Origin of the sequence: Colwellia maritima (genome assembly GCF_022669015.1) — a bacterium.
Classification (GTDB): domain Bacteria; phylum Pseudomonadota; class Gammaproteobacteria; order Enterobacterales; family Alteromonadaceae; genus Colwellia; species Colwellia maritima.
Window position 1 is genome coordinate 99,332 of the sequence record NZ_JAKKSL010000006.1, and the last position, 14,262, is coordinate 113,593.

Sequence of the window (14,262 nt, forward strand, 5' to 3'; positions counted from 1 at the left end):
ACCTAGTTCGATATCTAGTTAACCGACGTCTCAATTTTATTTAATCTATTGGAGAATTATGCAATTAGCAAAGCACGTTACACAAGGTAAATTAACCTATTTAAGTCAAGGTGATGAATCCATTTCAGTTTATGAAAACGATCATTACCGTTGGCTGACTTTTGGCAACGCTGTTAGTTACAACAAAGACGCGCAGATTATTCAAAGTGTAATGCTTAAACGCAAACCATGGAAGTTAACCTTACCCCATCAAACCGCGATGATGTTGCCTTTGCTATTTTTTAAGCCAGATAACATGGTTGAGTTGGGATTAGGTGGTGGTAATATCCAACGATTTATTCAGCAAGTTTCTAAAGAGATAACCATACATAGCATTGAACATAGTACTGTTGTGATCGATTGTTTTAAACAGTTTTTTAACCCACAAAATAATCAAACACAAATAACCCATAGCGATAGTGTGCAATGGTTACAGCAAAACACTACTGACAACGATTGGTATGTTTGTGATATATATCAGAATGATATTCAAAGTTATCAGAATACCGTTAATCAATTGGAGCATCTTTCCGCAAATATAAAACCAACAAGCTGTTTATCTATTAACTTACCTGATGCTAATGATACCGAAGTTAATTTATTATTAACGATATTAAAACAGTTATCGACGCATCACGATATTACTTATTTTCATATACCAAATTATTTAAACATTGTGATTCATTTGATTCCGAAACAATGGCAAATATATAAACGAATAAAACGAAATAATCACAGTTATTTGCCCAACAATACATTTTCAAGATGGAAAACGTTTTGGCAGCACGGTAAAACATTGCCAGATTAAAGACTAACAAGCGTAAACCATCTACTATATTCGCTATTATTTTGTTGGATTAGTTAAATTAAAACCTTTGCTCATATAAATATCGTCATACGCTAAGCCGCCATTACCATAAGGTTGATTGTGTGGACCCGTATTACAATTGGCAAAAAAGGTGATCAACGGTTTTTCTCTTTTCATTCTAAACGCGGCATTTTTGTATACTAATGTTTGTTCTGCAAACTCGCCCCCCTGCAGAAATACATCATAAGATTGCCCACCTTTATTAATTAGGTTGTTATTAACTACATACCAAATTTGATACCAAACATTAGTTTGCATTGGTTTAGCCGGCTGTTTATCCATAAAGTTGTGAATTTTACTGTACTGTTGATATTTGTTATTGCTGTCAATTTTTACCATCAAAGTACCATCATTTTTAAAGCCATTGGACTCAAATTTATCAGTCACTCTTAAAGTCGGTTCAAACGCATTATAGCCTGCAATTTTAATGTCTTCTGCTGTTAAGTTACTAATACCAAAGGCATGATTGTTAGGGAAATTTTCTACGAGAATACGAGTGTAAAAAGTGTAAATTTCTCCCACCGCCACAGGCTCAGGTAATCTTTTAATACTCAGCGCTTTACGGTTTCCTATAACCCCCTCTTCGGCAGGTTTTTTAATCAAGTAATGATTGTTGTTTGCCGTATTATTCTCAAGACGAATCTCTGTTATTTGCGGTTCAGAAATATAAGGTTTGGTATTGTTTTGTGTATCTGCTTTTTGCCAGTTTTTTAAGGTTTGTTGTTCAAAATTATCAATTAATAACCAAGAAGAATTCTTATGGCTCGTTGAACATGCACTGAGTAATACGATGAGAGATAACGCCAATAAATTTTTCATATAAATACAGTTAAGTTTTCGGTTTAGACTTAGTCTAACAAACTTTGATGAAATCAAAAATAACGATATTTCAACCTACCCATTGACGCGAATTTTCCTTGAAATAACAAAAAACTCGCCGAAGCGAGTTTTATAAATCAATACTTAATGCTGATTATTATTCAACCTGAATTCAGGATAATGAATTTTATAATTTATTGATTCATATAACTTAAAAATAAAACTATATGATTTCACTAAAAAAATTATTTACTTTGCTCCTAATGTTAGAATTCAGCCCGTATAACAAGGCGGTTAAATAACAATATTAGGTATAATTGCTTATCCAGTTTTCAGGTTATTTAGTAACTGGAAAACCCCGATCACGCATTAATGCTTTTACATCTGCATCTCTACCTCTAAAGGCACGATATGCCTCAGCAGGATCAACGGCATTACGCACACTAAATAAGTGCTTAACTAATTTTGCAGCAATATCTATATCGTAAAATCCACCTGGTGATTGTGAAAAGGCTTCAGCCGCATCCGCCGTTAATACTTCTGCCCACATATAACCATAATAGCTAGCTGAATAACCTTCACCACTAAATACATGACCAAAATGCGTAGAGCGATGACGCATCACAAGAGCTTCAGGCATTTTTAACGCAGCCAAGGTATCGCGTTCAAATTTTTGCACATCAATACCCGTTGGGTCTACAGTGTGAAACTTCATGTCGACTAACGCTGACGCTAAATATTCAGTGGTTTTAAAACCTTGATTAAAGGTGGCCGCTTGCTTAATTTTTGCAATTAATTCAGCAGGCATTGGCTTACCTGTTTTATAGTGCACTAAGTAGTTATTGATAACATCATCTGTCGATAACCAATGTTCTAATAGTTGCGACTGAAATTCTGTGTAATCTCTGACACCGCCATTAAGCGTTGGATACGCTACTTTTGCCGATAAAAATGCAACGCGTGCCCAAACTCGTGGAAATACGTTTCTGCATCAGACCAAGAAATTAAAGTAGGTTGGCCATCAACACCTTTGCTGAAATTAGAGTTATTTGATGACAAAACATTCTTCTTGCCGTCAAACGTTGTATAGCTACGGTAAGTAGTTGCCCATGCGCCAGAACGTTTACCTTTGCGTGCAAACGGGTCTAGATACCATAAACCAATATGTTCATGTGAGGTTTTGTCTGTCACTTCCCACACACGAACATCATCATTAAAAACAGGAACAGAGCCATCTTTAACTTCAGTAAATTCAAAATTAAATAAACGACCTGCGACATAAAACATAGCTTCTCGTAATTTATTTAACTGCAGGTATTCTTTTACTTCATTTGAATCTAAATTGTATTTATCTTGACGAACTTTTTCAGCGTAAAAACGGTAATCCCAAGGTTCAATTTTATCAATACCGTCTTGTGCTTTACCAATGGCTAACATGTCTGCTACTTCTTCATCAACACGTGCGATTGCTGCCGGCCATACACTTTCCATTAAGTTAATGGCATTTTCTGGTGATTTAGCCATACGGTCCTCTAATCGCCAAGACGCGTAGTTTTTATAACCTAACAAGCCCACACGTTCATGACGCAATTGTAGAATTTCAGCAATAATGGCGTTGTTATCAAATTCATCTCCGTTATTACCACGGTTATAATAGCTATTCCATACTTGCTTACGCAGTTCACGCTCGGTTGAGTAAGTTAAAAAAGGATCCATTGATGAACGGGTATTAGTAATGGCATATTCACCTTGATGCTCCCGTGATTCTGCAGCGGACGCAGCAGAGCTAATAATAGAATCAGATAACCCACCTAGCCGGTCTTTGGTTAAATACAAAACATAGCTTTCTTCATCAGCTAATACATTGTTACCAAACTGAGTATGTAGTTGAGCTAAACGCTGATTAATATCAGCATAACGTTTTTTTGCCTCACCCTTCAAGGTCGCGCCGTTACGTGCAAAACTATTATAAGTTAAATACACTAAACGTTGCTGTTCAGGTGTTAAGTTTTTAACTTCATCGCTGTTATAAACCGCTTGTACACGAGAAAACAATGCTTCATTTTGATTAATTTTAGAGAAAAAGCCGAAAGTTTTGGTGCCATTTCTGCTTGAATTTTACGAAATTCTGGCGAAGATTGGTTTGAACTCCAAATCCCCCAATAAGTAAACACTCTATCTAAGGCATACCCTGTTTTTTCCATGGCAACAATTGTGTTTTCAAAGGTAGGTAATTCAGGATTATTGGCAATCGCTTCAACTTCTGCCAGATTAATTTTCATGCCTTCTTCTATGGCAGCACTTAAGCCAACTAAAGACACTTTATCAAATGCAGGTACGCCTTGATAAGGGCCTTCCCACTTAGCCAGTAATAAGGCTTTAGATTGCTCAACCTCATCGTTATTCATTTGCATTATATTTTCTGATTTTTCAGTCTCTTGCATGCTATTCTCAACAGCAGTATTGCCACCACTACAAGCCATTAAAATACTTGATAGTAAAAAGGTAGGTAATAATTTTTTATTCATAATTAATCTCTATCTAAAGTATAAATCGTTACAATGTGTTATCTAGATGATCGAAAACGCCATCGAGTTAACATTACATTAACAACAATCACTTGATAAAGAAATGCCTAGCATTGCTATTCAACGCAAATTGTATGCTATTAAGCTTATTCTAACTCATACCACTCAGTGCCTATAGATTTTGCCTAGCAAATAAATTAATCAGTCTGTCGGTTTTTATTGATCTAATACAAGCAAATTGAAAAGTATTTCATTACAATATATCAATAATACCCGACCAAATTACTCAAGCTTTATACAAGGTAAATCTATGATGCAAATTACTGACTTGCAAAAAGAGCAAAAAATTACGCCATTGTTGCGTTTAGGCTTTCGTCCTTTTTTTCTGAGTGGCGCTATTTTTAGCGTAGTAGCCATCGTACTTTGGTTACTAATGTATAAAGGAACCATTAATTTATTACCTTTAGGTGGTGGCTATTGGTGGCATATACATGAAATGGTTTTTGGCTTTGGTTGTGCCATTATTGTTGGTTTCTTACTTACCGCAGTACAAAACTGGACAGGTACAAGAGGCGCCCAGGGTACTGTATTACTGATGCTATTTTTACTTTGGTTAGCAGGGCGAATTGTTGTGCTTTTTCCTGATTTGTTAGGCGCAGAATTAACAACTATTATCGATTTAAGTTTTTTACCTGCGGTAGCATTTGTATTAGGTAAACCTATTATTGCAATAAAACAATACCGTAACTTATTTTTTGTGCCTTTATTGTTGTTATTTACCATTGCCAATAGTGAAATGCATCTTGCCATATATAAGCCTGATACCTTTACTATTACTTATGCGGCCTACGCAGGAGTAATGCTAGTCACTTTTTTAATGTCGGTCATGGCCGGTCGTGTTGTGCCTATGTTTACTGCAAACGGTACACAAACACCAAAAGCAACACCACTCCCTTGGTTAGACAAAGTCACAAACGGCTGTTTAGGTATTGCTATGATGTATTTATTGTTACAGCCAGTAGTTGGTTTTTCTGCAACATTCTTTGGCATACTGTTAATTGTTGCAGGTATTTTTCAAACCATGCGGTTAAGATGGCGACCTTGGATAACCCTTGGAGTACCTTTGTTATGGTCTATTCATGTTTCAATTAAGTTTATTGCCTATGGCTTAATTGTTTTGGGATTGAGTTATTTAATTGCCGAAATCCCCAGTAACCACATCTGGCATTTGTTAACTGTTGGCGGTATGGGAGGGCTAATTTTAGCGATGATTTCTAGGGTTTCTCTTGGTCACACAGGTCGCCCATTGTCACCGCCAAAAGCCATGACCTTAGCTTATATCTGCATTACGTTAGCAGCACTTATTCGTGCTCTGGGTCCGTGGATTTTACCCGAAAAAACAATGATATTTATCGATATTAGTGCTACCTTCTGGTTATTAGCGTTTGGTATTTTTGCCGTTACTTATGCCCCCATGCTAATGAGTCCCCGTAAAGATGGCAGACCAGGATAACAATAATGAAAGCAGTTTTTTTAGATAGCCAAACATTTAGCGAAAATATCTCTTTTTCAGCCATTGAGCAACAAGTTACAATGCTAACTTCTTACCCAATCACCTCTCCTGAACAAGTACTTGAACGCTGCCAACAAGCTGATGTTATTATTACTAATAAAGTCGTGATCACCGCTGAAATGTTAGCTAAACTTCCTCAGTTAAAGCTCATTGCTATCGCAGCAACGGGTTACAATAATATCGATATTGAGGCTGCCTCAAAATACAATATTGCTGTAACCAATGTGAGTGGTTATCGGTAATGCTATTGCTCAGTATGTATTTTCACAAATACTTGAATACTATCAACAAACTTGTCATCACAATGCCAATACTGCGCAAGAATTATGGCAAAAAAGTGATACCTTTTGCTATCATGGCAAGGCTATTACAGAGCTTGCAGGCAAAACGTTAGCAATTGTTGGTAATGGCTTCTTAGGGAAATCTGTTGCTAAGCTTGCCGCAGCATTTGATATGAATGTGATGATCAGCGAACGCCCACAGAGTCTAGACATACGCGAAGGTAGGGTAAGTTTTGAACAGGCAATTGCACAAGCCGATATTTTGAGTTTGCATTGCCCTCAAACTGCCGAGACTACAAATTTAATTAATGCTGCGGTGTTAGCTAAGATGAAGCCCAATGCCATGTTAATCAATACCGCCCGTGGTATGTTAGTGAACAGTGTTGATTTATTAGCCGCCTTAAAAGATAAACAGATCGCTTACGCCGTACTTGATGTATTAGAGCAAGAGCCACCGCCTGAAGATCACCCTTTATTAGTCGCATTACAACAAAACACCCTTGATAATTTAAAAATTACCGCACATATTGCTTGGGCAAGTAGTGAGTCACAACAACGCTTAATTCACATGCTAAGTGACAATATAGCCGCTTTTAAGCGTGGTGAAAGATTAAATCGCCTCGATAACATGTAAATAACCTCAGCTCGGCTTAATCAATGTTCTTCTAGCAGCTATTTTCACTAACTTCGACGTTAAATTCACTTGCAATAGGCTAGATACTAAACGGTAAGTAATATCTCTCAAGTTACAGCGCCATATTAAAGATAATTATCCTTAAACTTGCCGTAATGAAAATATCCCCATTGGCCAACACGTCGCAGTGGCGCAAACGGGAATTTAGGCAAGGGTTTAGTGTACAAAGGCAAATTTGGCAGTGTTTTTCCTGCCACTTTCTCGGCTAAACGTTTGCCTGCTTGTACAGAAAAAGACACGCCACTACCACAATACCCCATAGCGTAAAATACATTCTCTTCAGCACCACCTTTTTTACCTTGGTAAATATGAGGTAAATCATCAAGTGCCATACAAATCCAACCAGACCACGCATAAGCTATATTCAAATTACCAAGGGCCGGAAAACTTGTTTTTAAAACGGCCAACAAACGCTGCGCATAGTATGGGTCATCCGCATTTTTTCCAGTAATGGCACCTCTACCACCAAAGAGAATTCGATTATCAGGTAATTTTCTATAATAATATTTAAGCGCTCTTGTATCCATCACCACATTGGAAGTTAAAAAGTTACATGCCGCTAATTGCTCGGCTGATAAGGGGTCAGTCACTATAATTTGTGACAGCACAGGCAAGGTTCTATTCGTAATTAAGGGATGAAAACCTTTAGGTGTATAGCCATTGGTTGCTATCACCACTTTTTTTGCTTTCACTGTACCTTTTGGTGTTGTGAGCAAAATACTTTTATCTACCTGCGTCGACACAAGACTAACAGGCGTTGATGTATGTACTTTTGCACCGGCTTGACGTGCTAGTTTTTGATAACCCCATGCCAATTTCAAAGGATTAATACCAAACCCATCTTGATAACGGATAGCACCATAAGCATTTTCATCTGCCATGTAATTTTCATGTAACGCCTCTTTGGAGAGCACTTGTACATCATAACCAAACATCTGCTGCTGTAATTTAGCTTGAGACCTTAATAAGGTGAACATACTAGGTTTATGCGCCACTTTAATATATCCGGCAGCTTGCTGATCACAATCAATTCCTTCACTAATCAAGCTATTTACTGTGTCAACACCGGCACACATCTCATGGTAAATACCACGCATAACTTCCTCGCCCCATTTTTGTTGCATCGTACTATAAGGCATTCTTCCTGATGATTTTAATACGAACCCAAAGCATTTCTCCCGCTACAGCCCCAAGCCGTTTGATTAGCTTCAAATACATGAGCCTTAAGTCCTTGTTCTCGCGCTAGATGTAGCGCACATGAAAGTCCGGTATAACCCGCACCGATAATAGCTACATCTACGGTAATATCTTGTACAAGTTGCCCATCATCTTCTGGTTTGTTATCACTTTTTGCACCCGAAATATCAGCCCAATAACTATGTGTGTGTGCAACGCCACAACCTGGTGAATCATCTATCAGTGGATCGTACATATTACTCTTCCATTATTACGTTAGTTTATTTACGTGTTTCGTAGACTTTTATTAGCTATCGCTTTATTCTAACTAAAGAAATTTATCTTACTGTACCTAGGAAATTAAAGCATGAATAAGCTTTATCTTGTAGTGGTTTCATTTTTTGTTTTTATGCTTGCCGGCTGTAATGGTCATAATGAAGACGAGTCTGATAACTCACCTCAAACTGTTACAAAGGTCGAACTATCCATTTTAGATAGCGACGGTGTTGCTAAACATAGTTTTAGCACAAGCGATACAATAACCTTACAAGCTAAAGTCACTGATGAAGATAATGCAGTTGTTCCCAACAGAGCGGTTAATTTTTCGGCATCCGTTGGTTCATTAACAGTTACCTCAAAACTAACCAACACCGATGGTTTAGCCATTGTTTACCTAACAAACGATGACGCTGTGATTGGTGCCGGTAGTGCGCTTGCCACTATAGATGAACTGACTACGCTGACCGAAGATTATGAATTTGTCGAATCAACTGTTGCTAATACCCTCCCAAACTTATCCACAATAATGTCACGAAATAATGAGTCGACTAACCTTTTTAAAACAGATCAAGAAGTACAAATTTTTGCAACGTTAACAGATAGTGAAGGTCAAGGTATTGCCAATAAAATCATTTCTTTTACTGCTGATATTGGCACACTTAACATGGAAACTGCATTAACCAATAGCCAAGGCATTGCCAGTGTTACCCTAAGTGGCAGTGATGAAGATAGTGATGATATTATAGGCGCGGGTGTTATCACCGGCAGTTATACTATTGACGAAGACATAAATATAAACAGCACTTTTAATTATCAAATTTTACCTGCCGACGCCATTATCGACAGTGATATTCAAATAGGTTATTTTGATGATAGCAGTAATTTTGTTGAAGGAAAGGTTGCTTTATCGATAGAAAACAACACGATCAGTGCCGGAGGAACATTAGGACTAAGTGTTAATTTAATTGATAAAAATGGTGATTTGCTAGTAACTCCTGTTCCAGTCACTTTTACCTCAAATTGTGTTCAAAATGGCAACGCTCGTATTGATGAGTCAGTTCTTAGTATTAATGGTACCGCTCATTCTACTTTTGAAGATATTGACTGTGCCGGCAGAAATGGCACCGATGATATAATATTTGCAAGTGTTACAGTGAATGAAATAACACACACTGCTAGCGAAACAATTACCATTAATGGCGAACAGCTAGGTTCAATCGAATTCATTTCTGCAGAGCCAAGCGCAATAGTGCTTAAAGGCACAGGCGGCCAAAACCAACAAGAAACGTCAACACTGACCTTTAAAGTAAAAAGCCAACTAGGTAACGTATTAGCACAACAGGAAGTAAAATTTGCCTTAAGTACCGCTGTTGGTGATATAAAGTTAAGCAGAGCGTCTGGTTTTACTAACAGTCAAGGCCTTGTCACTACGCAAGTTTCAGCAGGTACAGTGCCTACTGCCGTACGTGTTACCGCTTCAGCAAGTATGGATAACAGTGGCGACGAAATCATTGTACAAAGCCAATCTGATCTATTATCTATCAACACCGGACTACCCGAGCAGCGGTCCATGACAATTGCTGCTGACATATTAAACCCTGAAGCAGGCAATATTAGTGGTGAAAACTCGACCATTACCGTGTGGCTGTCAGATAACTTTAATAACCACGCCCCTGATGGCACAACCGTTAACTTTACAACAGAAGGGGGTAATATTGAGCCAAGTTGTGTGACTACAAATGGCAGTTGTTCAGTTACTTGGACCAGTAGCGAACCAAGAGTTGAAGACCATCGTATTACTATTTTAGCCGCCTTAGGTCACGAAACCTTCTTTGACACCAACGGCAATAATGTTTTTGATGATGCCGACGGTAGCCCCATTCTTGATATTGGCTCAAGTAACAACCCCAATATAGATTCAGGTTTTGATAATTACTTGACTCAATCAAGTGGCTTTATCGATATGTCTGAAGCATGGCGAGACGATAACGAGAATAGCCGATTTGATACTGGTGAAACCTTCCTAGATTTTAACAATGATGGAAGTTTTAGCACAGCTGACAGTAAGTTTAACGGTCCACAGTGTCAAGGAGGCAACTGTGCCGACGAAGGCAAGCGAAGTATTCATGTGAGAAAAGCACTTAAGCTAGTAATGGCTAGCTCTGCTGCTGAATATACACTCACTAATGGTACGGGTGGAACTACCTATGTTAATTCGTTAACAGGTTATAATACATTCTTACCTGACGTCCCCAATGGTGGAAGCCAAGCGTTTATTTTTTCCTTTGCCGATACTGGCTCACCGAATCAAACCATGCCTAAAGATACCACGGTTAATATTTCTTTAAGTTCAGGCACAATTCAAGGAGAAACCGATTACACCGTAGCCAATACCACCCAAGCCGGTTTTAGCAAAATGAACTTTACTATTATTCAAGAAGCTGACAGTGAACCCCAAACCGTCATATTAACCATAACCGTCACCTCTCCTAGTGGTTATATTACTCGTTTGAGTCGTGATTTGAATTTATTGTAAAGATGAAACCAGAACAAACGACGCAGGAACATCACATGCCAGAAATTAGCTACCAACAACTCAGTCCAAAGTACTTTAAGCAAGTTATTGAGTTAGCTAATAAAGTACATGGGGTTGGTTATCTCAATGAAAAAAGCTTAGCTGATTGGGCTGCGCGGAGTACCTGTACAAAAATCATTAACGGTACTAAAATTAAAGATATTGCTAATAATTGTAGTTTTGTTGCGCTACTTAATCACCGTTCAGGCACAGCAACAGAACAAACAGATACAGAGCAACGACTGATTGGTTTTCGTATTACCTTTTCAGCAGATCAATGGCAAACCGATCAGTGGTGTACTCCAAAGTTATGGCAGGTACCTAAAAATAAATGCTGTTATTTTAAATGCAATACAGTAGATGAAAAATACCGTGGCTTGGGTGTGGGGAAGCAATTATTGCAACTTTCTATTCAAGCAGTAAAAAAACAAGGCGCAGTAGCCGGGATCTCGCATTTATGGAAACAAAGTCCTAATAATAGTGCGGTTGCTTATTTTACGCATTGTGGTGGTGAGTTAATTAATTATCACCCAGACAAGTGGAATGACGATAGCAAACACGGCTATATTTGCACTATATGCGGCAATGATTGCCACTGCGAAGCTGTAGAAATGATCATACGTTTTAACTAACGTTAGCTAATACTAACTAATCAAAAAATGAGAAATATATGAAGTTTTTACTCGTTTTAGTTACCCTAGTAATGATACTAATAACCTGCATCTCCGGCTCGGTCTGTGCACAAACAACCACGAGACCTCAATCACTCATTTTTGCTGTCCAACCCAACCAAGCAATGTTAATAAGACATAACAAACTTAATGATAATATTGTTATAAAATTAGCCAAAAGATTAAATACCAAAGTAGAATTATATGAATGCCCCTGGGCTCGTTGTGTTAAAGCAATTGAAAATGGGGATGCGGATATTATTGATGATTTGTTTTTTTCTACTGATAGGGCTGTATATACAGTTTTTTTAAAGCCTAGTTTTGAAACACAAACCAGTGGTTTTCGTTTTTATGCTGATAATACAAGAACAAAAGTAATCAATACTTGGGATGACTTATTAGGCTTACGCATTGGATTACTTAGAGGTGATAAGCATTTCCCCAAATTTGATGAGAGTACGGAATTAATTAAGTTTGATTTTATTAATTTAACTGTAGCCGTTAAACAATTATCAAAAGGGAGAATTGATGTGTTTATTTCCCCCCAAGCTTTAATGAAAATGATTTTAAGGCGATAGATAGCGATAACCAGATGACGAAACAGCCTTATGCTCATATTGAGCCCACGCCCTTATATGTTGGCTTATCTAAAAAATCTGCTTGGCTTGGCTACAAAACAGAACTCGAAACACAGCTAAATGCCATAGTAAACGAATAAAGCATCAATCAAACTGACCAATTAATCACTGCTTTGCCTTTTTTTGCTAGCCAAGCATTGGCTTTTGAAAAATGCTGACAGCCAAAAAAACCACGATAAGCAGACAAAGGGGAAGGATGTGGACCATTCAACACAAGGTGCTTTTCGTTATCAATATTACGGCCTTTCTTTTGCGCGTGAGCACCCCATAACATAAAAACGCAGCCTTGATTATCTTGGTTAATTTGTTCAATAATTTTATCGGTAAACGTTTCCGACCCAATTTAGCATGAGAGTGAGCTAGCCCTTGTTGCACGGTTAATACAGTATTTAACAAGAGCACGCCTTGTTCAGCCCATGCGGTTAAATTACCGTGATTAGGTGTAACAAAACCCTCAATATCGTTCGCTAACTCTTTGTATATATTTACCAAGGAGGGAGGAATTTTTACCCCTGCTTGTACAGAAAAAGCGAGTCCGTGAGCCTGAATTTTATCATGATCCATACCATGATAAGGATCTTGACCTAATATCACCACATTAACGGCTTCTAATTCGGTAAATTCAAACGCGCTAAATACATGTTTTTCTTCGGGGAAAACCGAAATACCTTGAGCTCTTTGCTTAACAATTTCAGCTTGTAACTGGCAAAAGTAATCTTGCTGTTGCTCTTGCTTAATTATCTGTTGCCAGTGTGGTTTGATCATTGTGAAAGACTTATTTTAGTAAGTAGCAACGCAAATCAGCAAACTCACTTGTCATATCATGAGACAAAATAGGCTCACCCAAGACAATCAGCTAATTCTTTAGGCAACCCAATAGGCTGACCTAAAATACTTTCTACTACGTCTTTAAACTTAGCCGGATGAGCCGTTCCTAAGAACACCCCAAACTCTTCTTCAGTAGCACTATACTGTAACGCTTTATAAGCAACTGCCGCATGCGGTTCGCTAATATAGCCTAATTTACCTAAACCAATCAGGGTTGATTGTGTTTGTTCTTCATCGATAGAAACAGAACTAACACAACCCTCTTCAACAATTCCTGATTTCAGCATGTGTTCTACACGTGGCCAGTTATTAGGGTTACTAACATCCATCGCGTTTGAAATAGTGGCAACCGTTGTATGCGGTGTCCATTCACCGGTTTCCAAATAACGCGGCACAGTATCATTTAAATTAGTAGCAGCAATAAAACGCTTAATAGGTAAGCCCATTGCTTTAGCAAATAAACCGGCTGTTAAGTTACCAAAGTTACCACTTGGAATTGAGAAAACAATATTACTTAAATCCGTTTTTGCACGAGAAAGTTGAGCCATGGCTTCAAAGTAATAACAAATTTGCGCCAATAAACGGCTGATATTAATTGAGTTAGCTGAATTCAAACCAATAGTAGTGGCTAATTCGCTGTCATCAAATGACTTTTTAACCAAGGCTTGGCAATCATCAAAGTCACCGTCAACCATCAAGGTTTCAATATTACCACCTAAAGTGGTAAACATTTTCTCTTGTAGTAATGAAATTTTACCTTTGGGGTACATAATTACTACACGGATATTATCAATACCATGAAAGGCATGTGCAACCGCAGCACCCGTATCACCAGAGGTTGCCGTTAAAATAGTTAACGGTTTGGTTTGCCCTGTCGCTTTGGCATCTTTCGCAACAAAAGCTTGCAAACACTTAGCCATAAAACGTGCGCCAAAATCTTTAAATGCTAACGTAGGACCATGAAATAACTCTAAAATAGCACGTTCATTACTGATAGGTTGTAATACAGCGGGGAAATTGAAAGCATCTGTAACTATCGCTGTTAACTCTTGCTCGGTCAGGTCTTCTTCTACAAAAGGAAGCAATATCTTCACACTTCGCTCAACTAACGGCAATGCTAATAGCTCATTAATATTATCAAACTTAGGCATTGTTTCAGGAAAGAATAACCCCTGATTTTTACCTAAACCTTGCTTAACGGCTTGAGCAAAACTTACCCGCTCGTCATTTTCTTTTAAGTTATAAAATTTCACTGTTTATTCCTACTAATCTTAAATATATTGTTCTACTTAC

Annotated in this window: 14 protein-coding genes and 1 pseudogene; 8 read left to right on the plus strand and 7 right to left on the minus strand. The window is 37.9% G+C overall.

What is annotated here, in order from left to right; all coding sequences use genetic code 11:
- The first annotated feature begins 58 nt into the window (after nucleotides 1–58).
- On the plus strand, nucleotides 59–847 hold the full coding sequence (locus L3081_RS23050; protein WP_242288607.1) for a class I SAM-dependent methyltransferase: 789 nt from the start codon (nucleotides 59–61) through the stop codon (nucleotides 845–847).
- Nucleotides 848–883: 36 nt separating this feature from the next.
- Here L3081_RS23050 and L3081_RS23055 read toward each other — a convergent pair whose 3' ends face one another.
- Together L3081_RS23055 and L3081_RS23060 are read right to left on the minus strand one after the other, a co-directional pair.
- On the minus strand, nucleotides 884–1,732 hold the full coding sequence (locus tag L3081_RS23055) for a hypothetical protein (protein WP_242288876.1): 849 nt from the start codon (nucleotides 1,730–1,732) through the stop codon (nucleotides 884–886).
- A gap of 331 nt (nucleotides 1,733–2,063) precedes the next feature.
- Nucleotides 2,064–4,254, minus strand: a pseudogene (locus tag L3081_RS23060) (M3 family metallopeptidase).
- 310 nt (nucleotides 4,255–4,564) lie between these two features.
- Between L3081_RS23060 and L3081_RS23065 the strand changes: the two are divergent.
- From L3081_RS23065 to L3081_RS23075, 3 genes are read left to right on the plus strand one after another with little or no spacing between them, the layout of a single operon-like run.
- On the plus strand, nucleotides 4,565–5,767 hold the full coding sequence (locus L3081_RS23065; RefSeq protein ID WP_242288608.1) for an NnrS family protein: 1,203 nt from the start codon (nucleotides 4,565–4,567) through the stop codon (nucleotides 5,765–5,767).
- Between the two features lie 5 nt (nucleotides 5,768–5,772).
- Nucleotides 5,773–6,069 carry a Rossmann-fold NAD(P)-binding domain-containing protein gene (locus L3081_RS23070; RefSeq protein WP_242288609.1) on the plus strand — a complete coding sequence of 99 codons (297 nt, stop codon included), beginning with the start codon at nucleotides 5,773–5,775 and terminating at the stop codon, nucleotides 6,067–6,069.
- Nucleotides 6,056–6,742, plus strand: coding sequence for an NAD(P)-dependent oxidoreductase (locus L3081_RS23075; protein ID WP_242288611.1), 687 nt, complete (start codon nucleotides 6,056–6,058; stop codon nucleotides 6,740–6,742). The genes L3081_RS23070 and L3081_RS23075 overlap by 14 nt, the downstream gene beginning before the upstream one ends.
- A gap of 125 nt (nucleotides 6,743–6,867) precedes the next feature.
- Here the strand turns inward: L3081_RS23075 and L3081_RS23080 are convergent, their stop codons facing one another.
- On the minus strand, nucleotides 6,868–7,941 hold the full coding sequence (locus tag L3081_RS23080; protein ID WP_274620728.1) for an NAD(P)/FAD-dependent oxidoreductase: 1,074 nt from the start codon (nucleotides 7,939–7,941) through the stop codon (nucleotides 6,868–6,870).
- Between the two features lie 14 nt (nucleotides 7,942–7,955).
- Entirely contained in the window at nucleotides 7,956–8,234 is a 279-nt protein-coding gene (locus L3081_RS27505; protein ID WP_274620729.1) for an FAD-dependent oxidoreductase, read from the minus strand.
- Between the two features lie 111 nt (nucleotides 8,235–8,345).
- Here L3081_RS27505 and L3081_RS23085 point away from each other — a divergent pair, with 111 nt between their 5' ends.
- From L3081_RS23085 to L3081_RS27510, 4 genes are all read left to right on the plus strand, one after another.
- On the plus strand, nucleotides 8,346–10,793 hold the full coding sequence (locus tag L3081_RS23085; protein ID WP_242288613.1) for an Ig-like domain-containing protein: 2,448 nt from the start codon (nucleotides 8,346–8,348) through the stop codon (nucleotides 10,791–10,793).
- Nucleotides 10,794–10,828: 35 nt separating this feature from the next.
- Nucleotides 10,829–11,464, plus strand: a complete 636-nt coding sequence (locus L3081_RS23090; RefSeq protein WP_242288614.1) for a GNAT family N-acetyltransferase — start codon at nucleotides 10,829–10,831, stop codon at nucleotides 11,462–11,464.
- Nucleotides 11,465–11,628: 164 nt separating this feature from the next.
- Nucleotides 11,629–12,081, plus strand: a complete 453-nt coding sequence (locus L3081_RS23095; protein WP_242288615.1) for a type 2 periplasmic-binding domain-containing protein — start codon at nucleotides 11,629–11,631, stop codon at nucleotides 12,079–12,081.
- Between the two features lie 14 nt (nucleotides 12,082–12,095).
- Nucleotides 12,096–12,221, plus strand: a complete 126-nt coding sequence (locus L3081_RS27510; protein ID WP_274620730.1) for a hypothetical protein — start codon at nucleotides 12,096–12,098, stop codon at nucleotides 12,219–12,221.
- A gap of 8 nt (nucleotides 12,222–12,229) precedes the next feature.
- Here L3081_RS27510 and L3081_RS23100 read toward each other — a convergent pair whose 3' ends face one another.
- From L3081_RS23100 to thrC, 3 genes are all read right to left on the minus strand, one after another.
- Nucleotides 12,230–12,415 (minus strand): uracil-DNA glycosylase family protein, encoded by a 186-nt coding sequence (locus L3081_RS23100; RefSeq protein ID WP_338027477.1) that lies wholly within the window; start codon nucleotides 12,413–12,415, stop codon nucleotides 12,230–12,232.
- Nucleotides 12,349–12,906 (minus strand): uracil-DNA glycosylase, encoded by a 558-nt coding sequence (locus L3081_RS23105; protein ID WP_242288617.1) that lies wholly within the window; start codon nucleotides 12,904–12,906, stop codon nucleotides 12,349–12,351. Before L3081_RS23105 ends, L3081_RS23100 begins: the two co-directional genes overlap by 67 nt.
- Before the next feature lie 74 nt (nucleotides 12,907–12,980).
- Nucleotides 12,981–14,222, minus strand: coding sequence for a threonine synthase (gene thrC, locus L3081_RS23110; RefSeq protein ID WP_420839780.1), 1,242 nt, complete (start codon nucleotides 14,220–14,222; stop codon nucleotides 12,981–12,983).
- Nucleotides 14,223–14,262 lie beyond the last annotated feature (40 nt).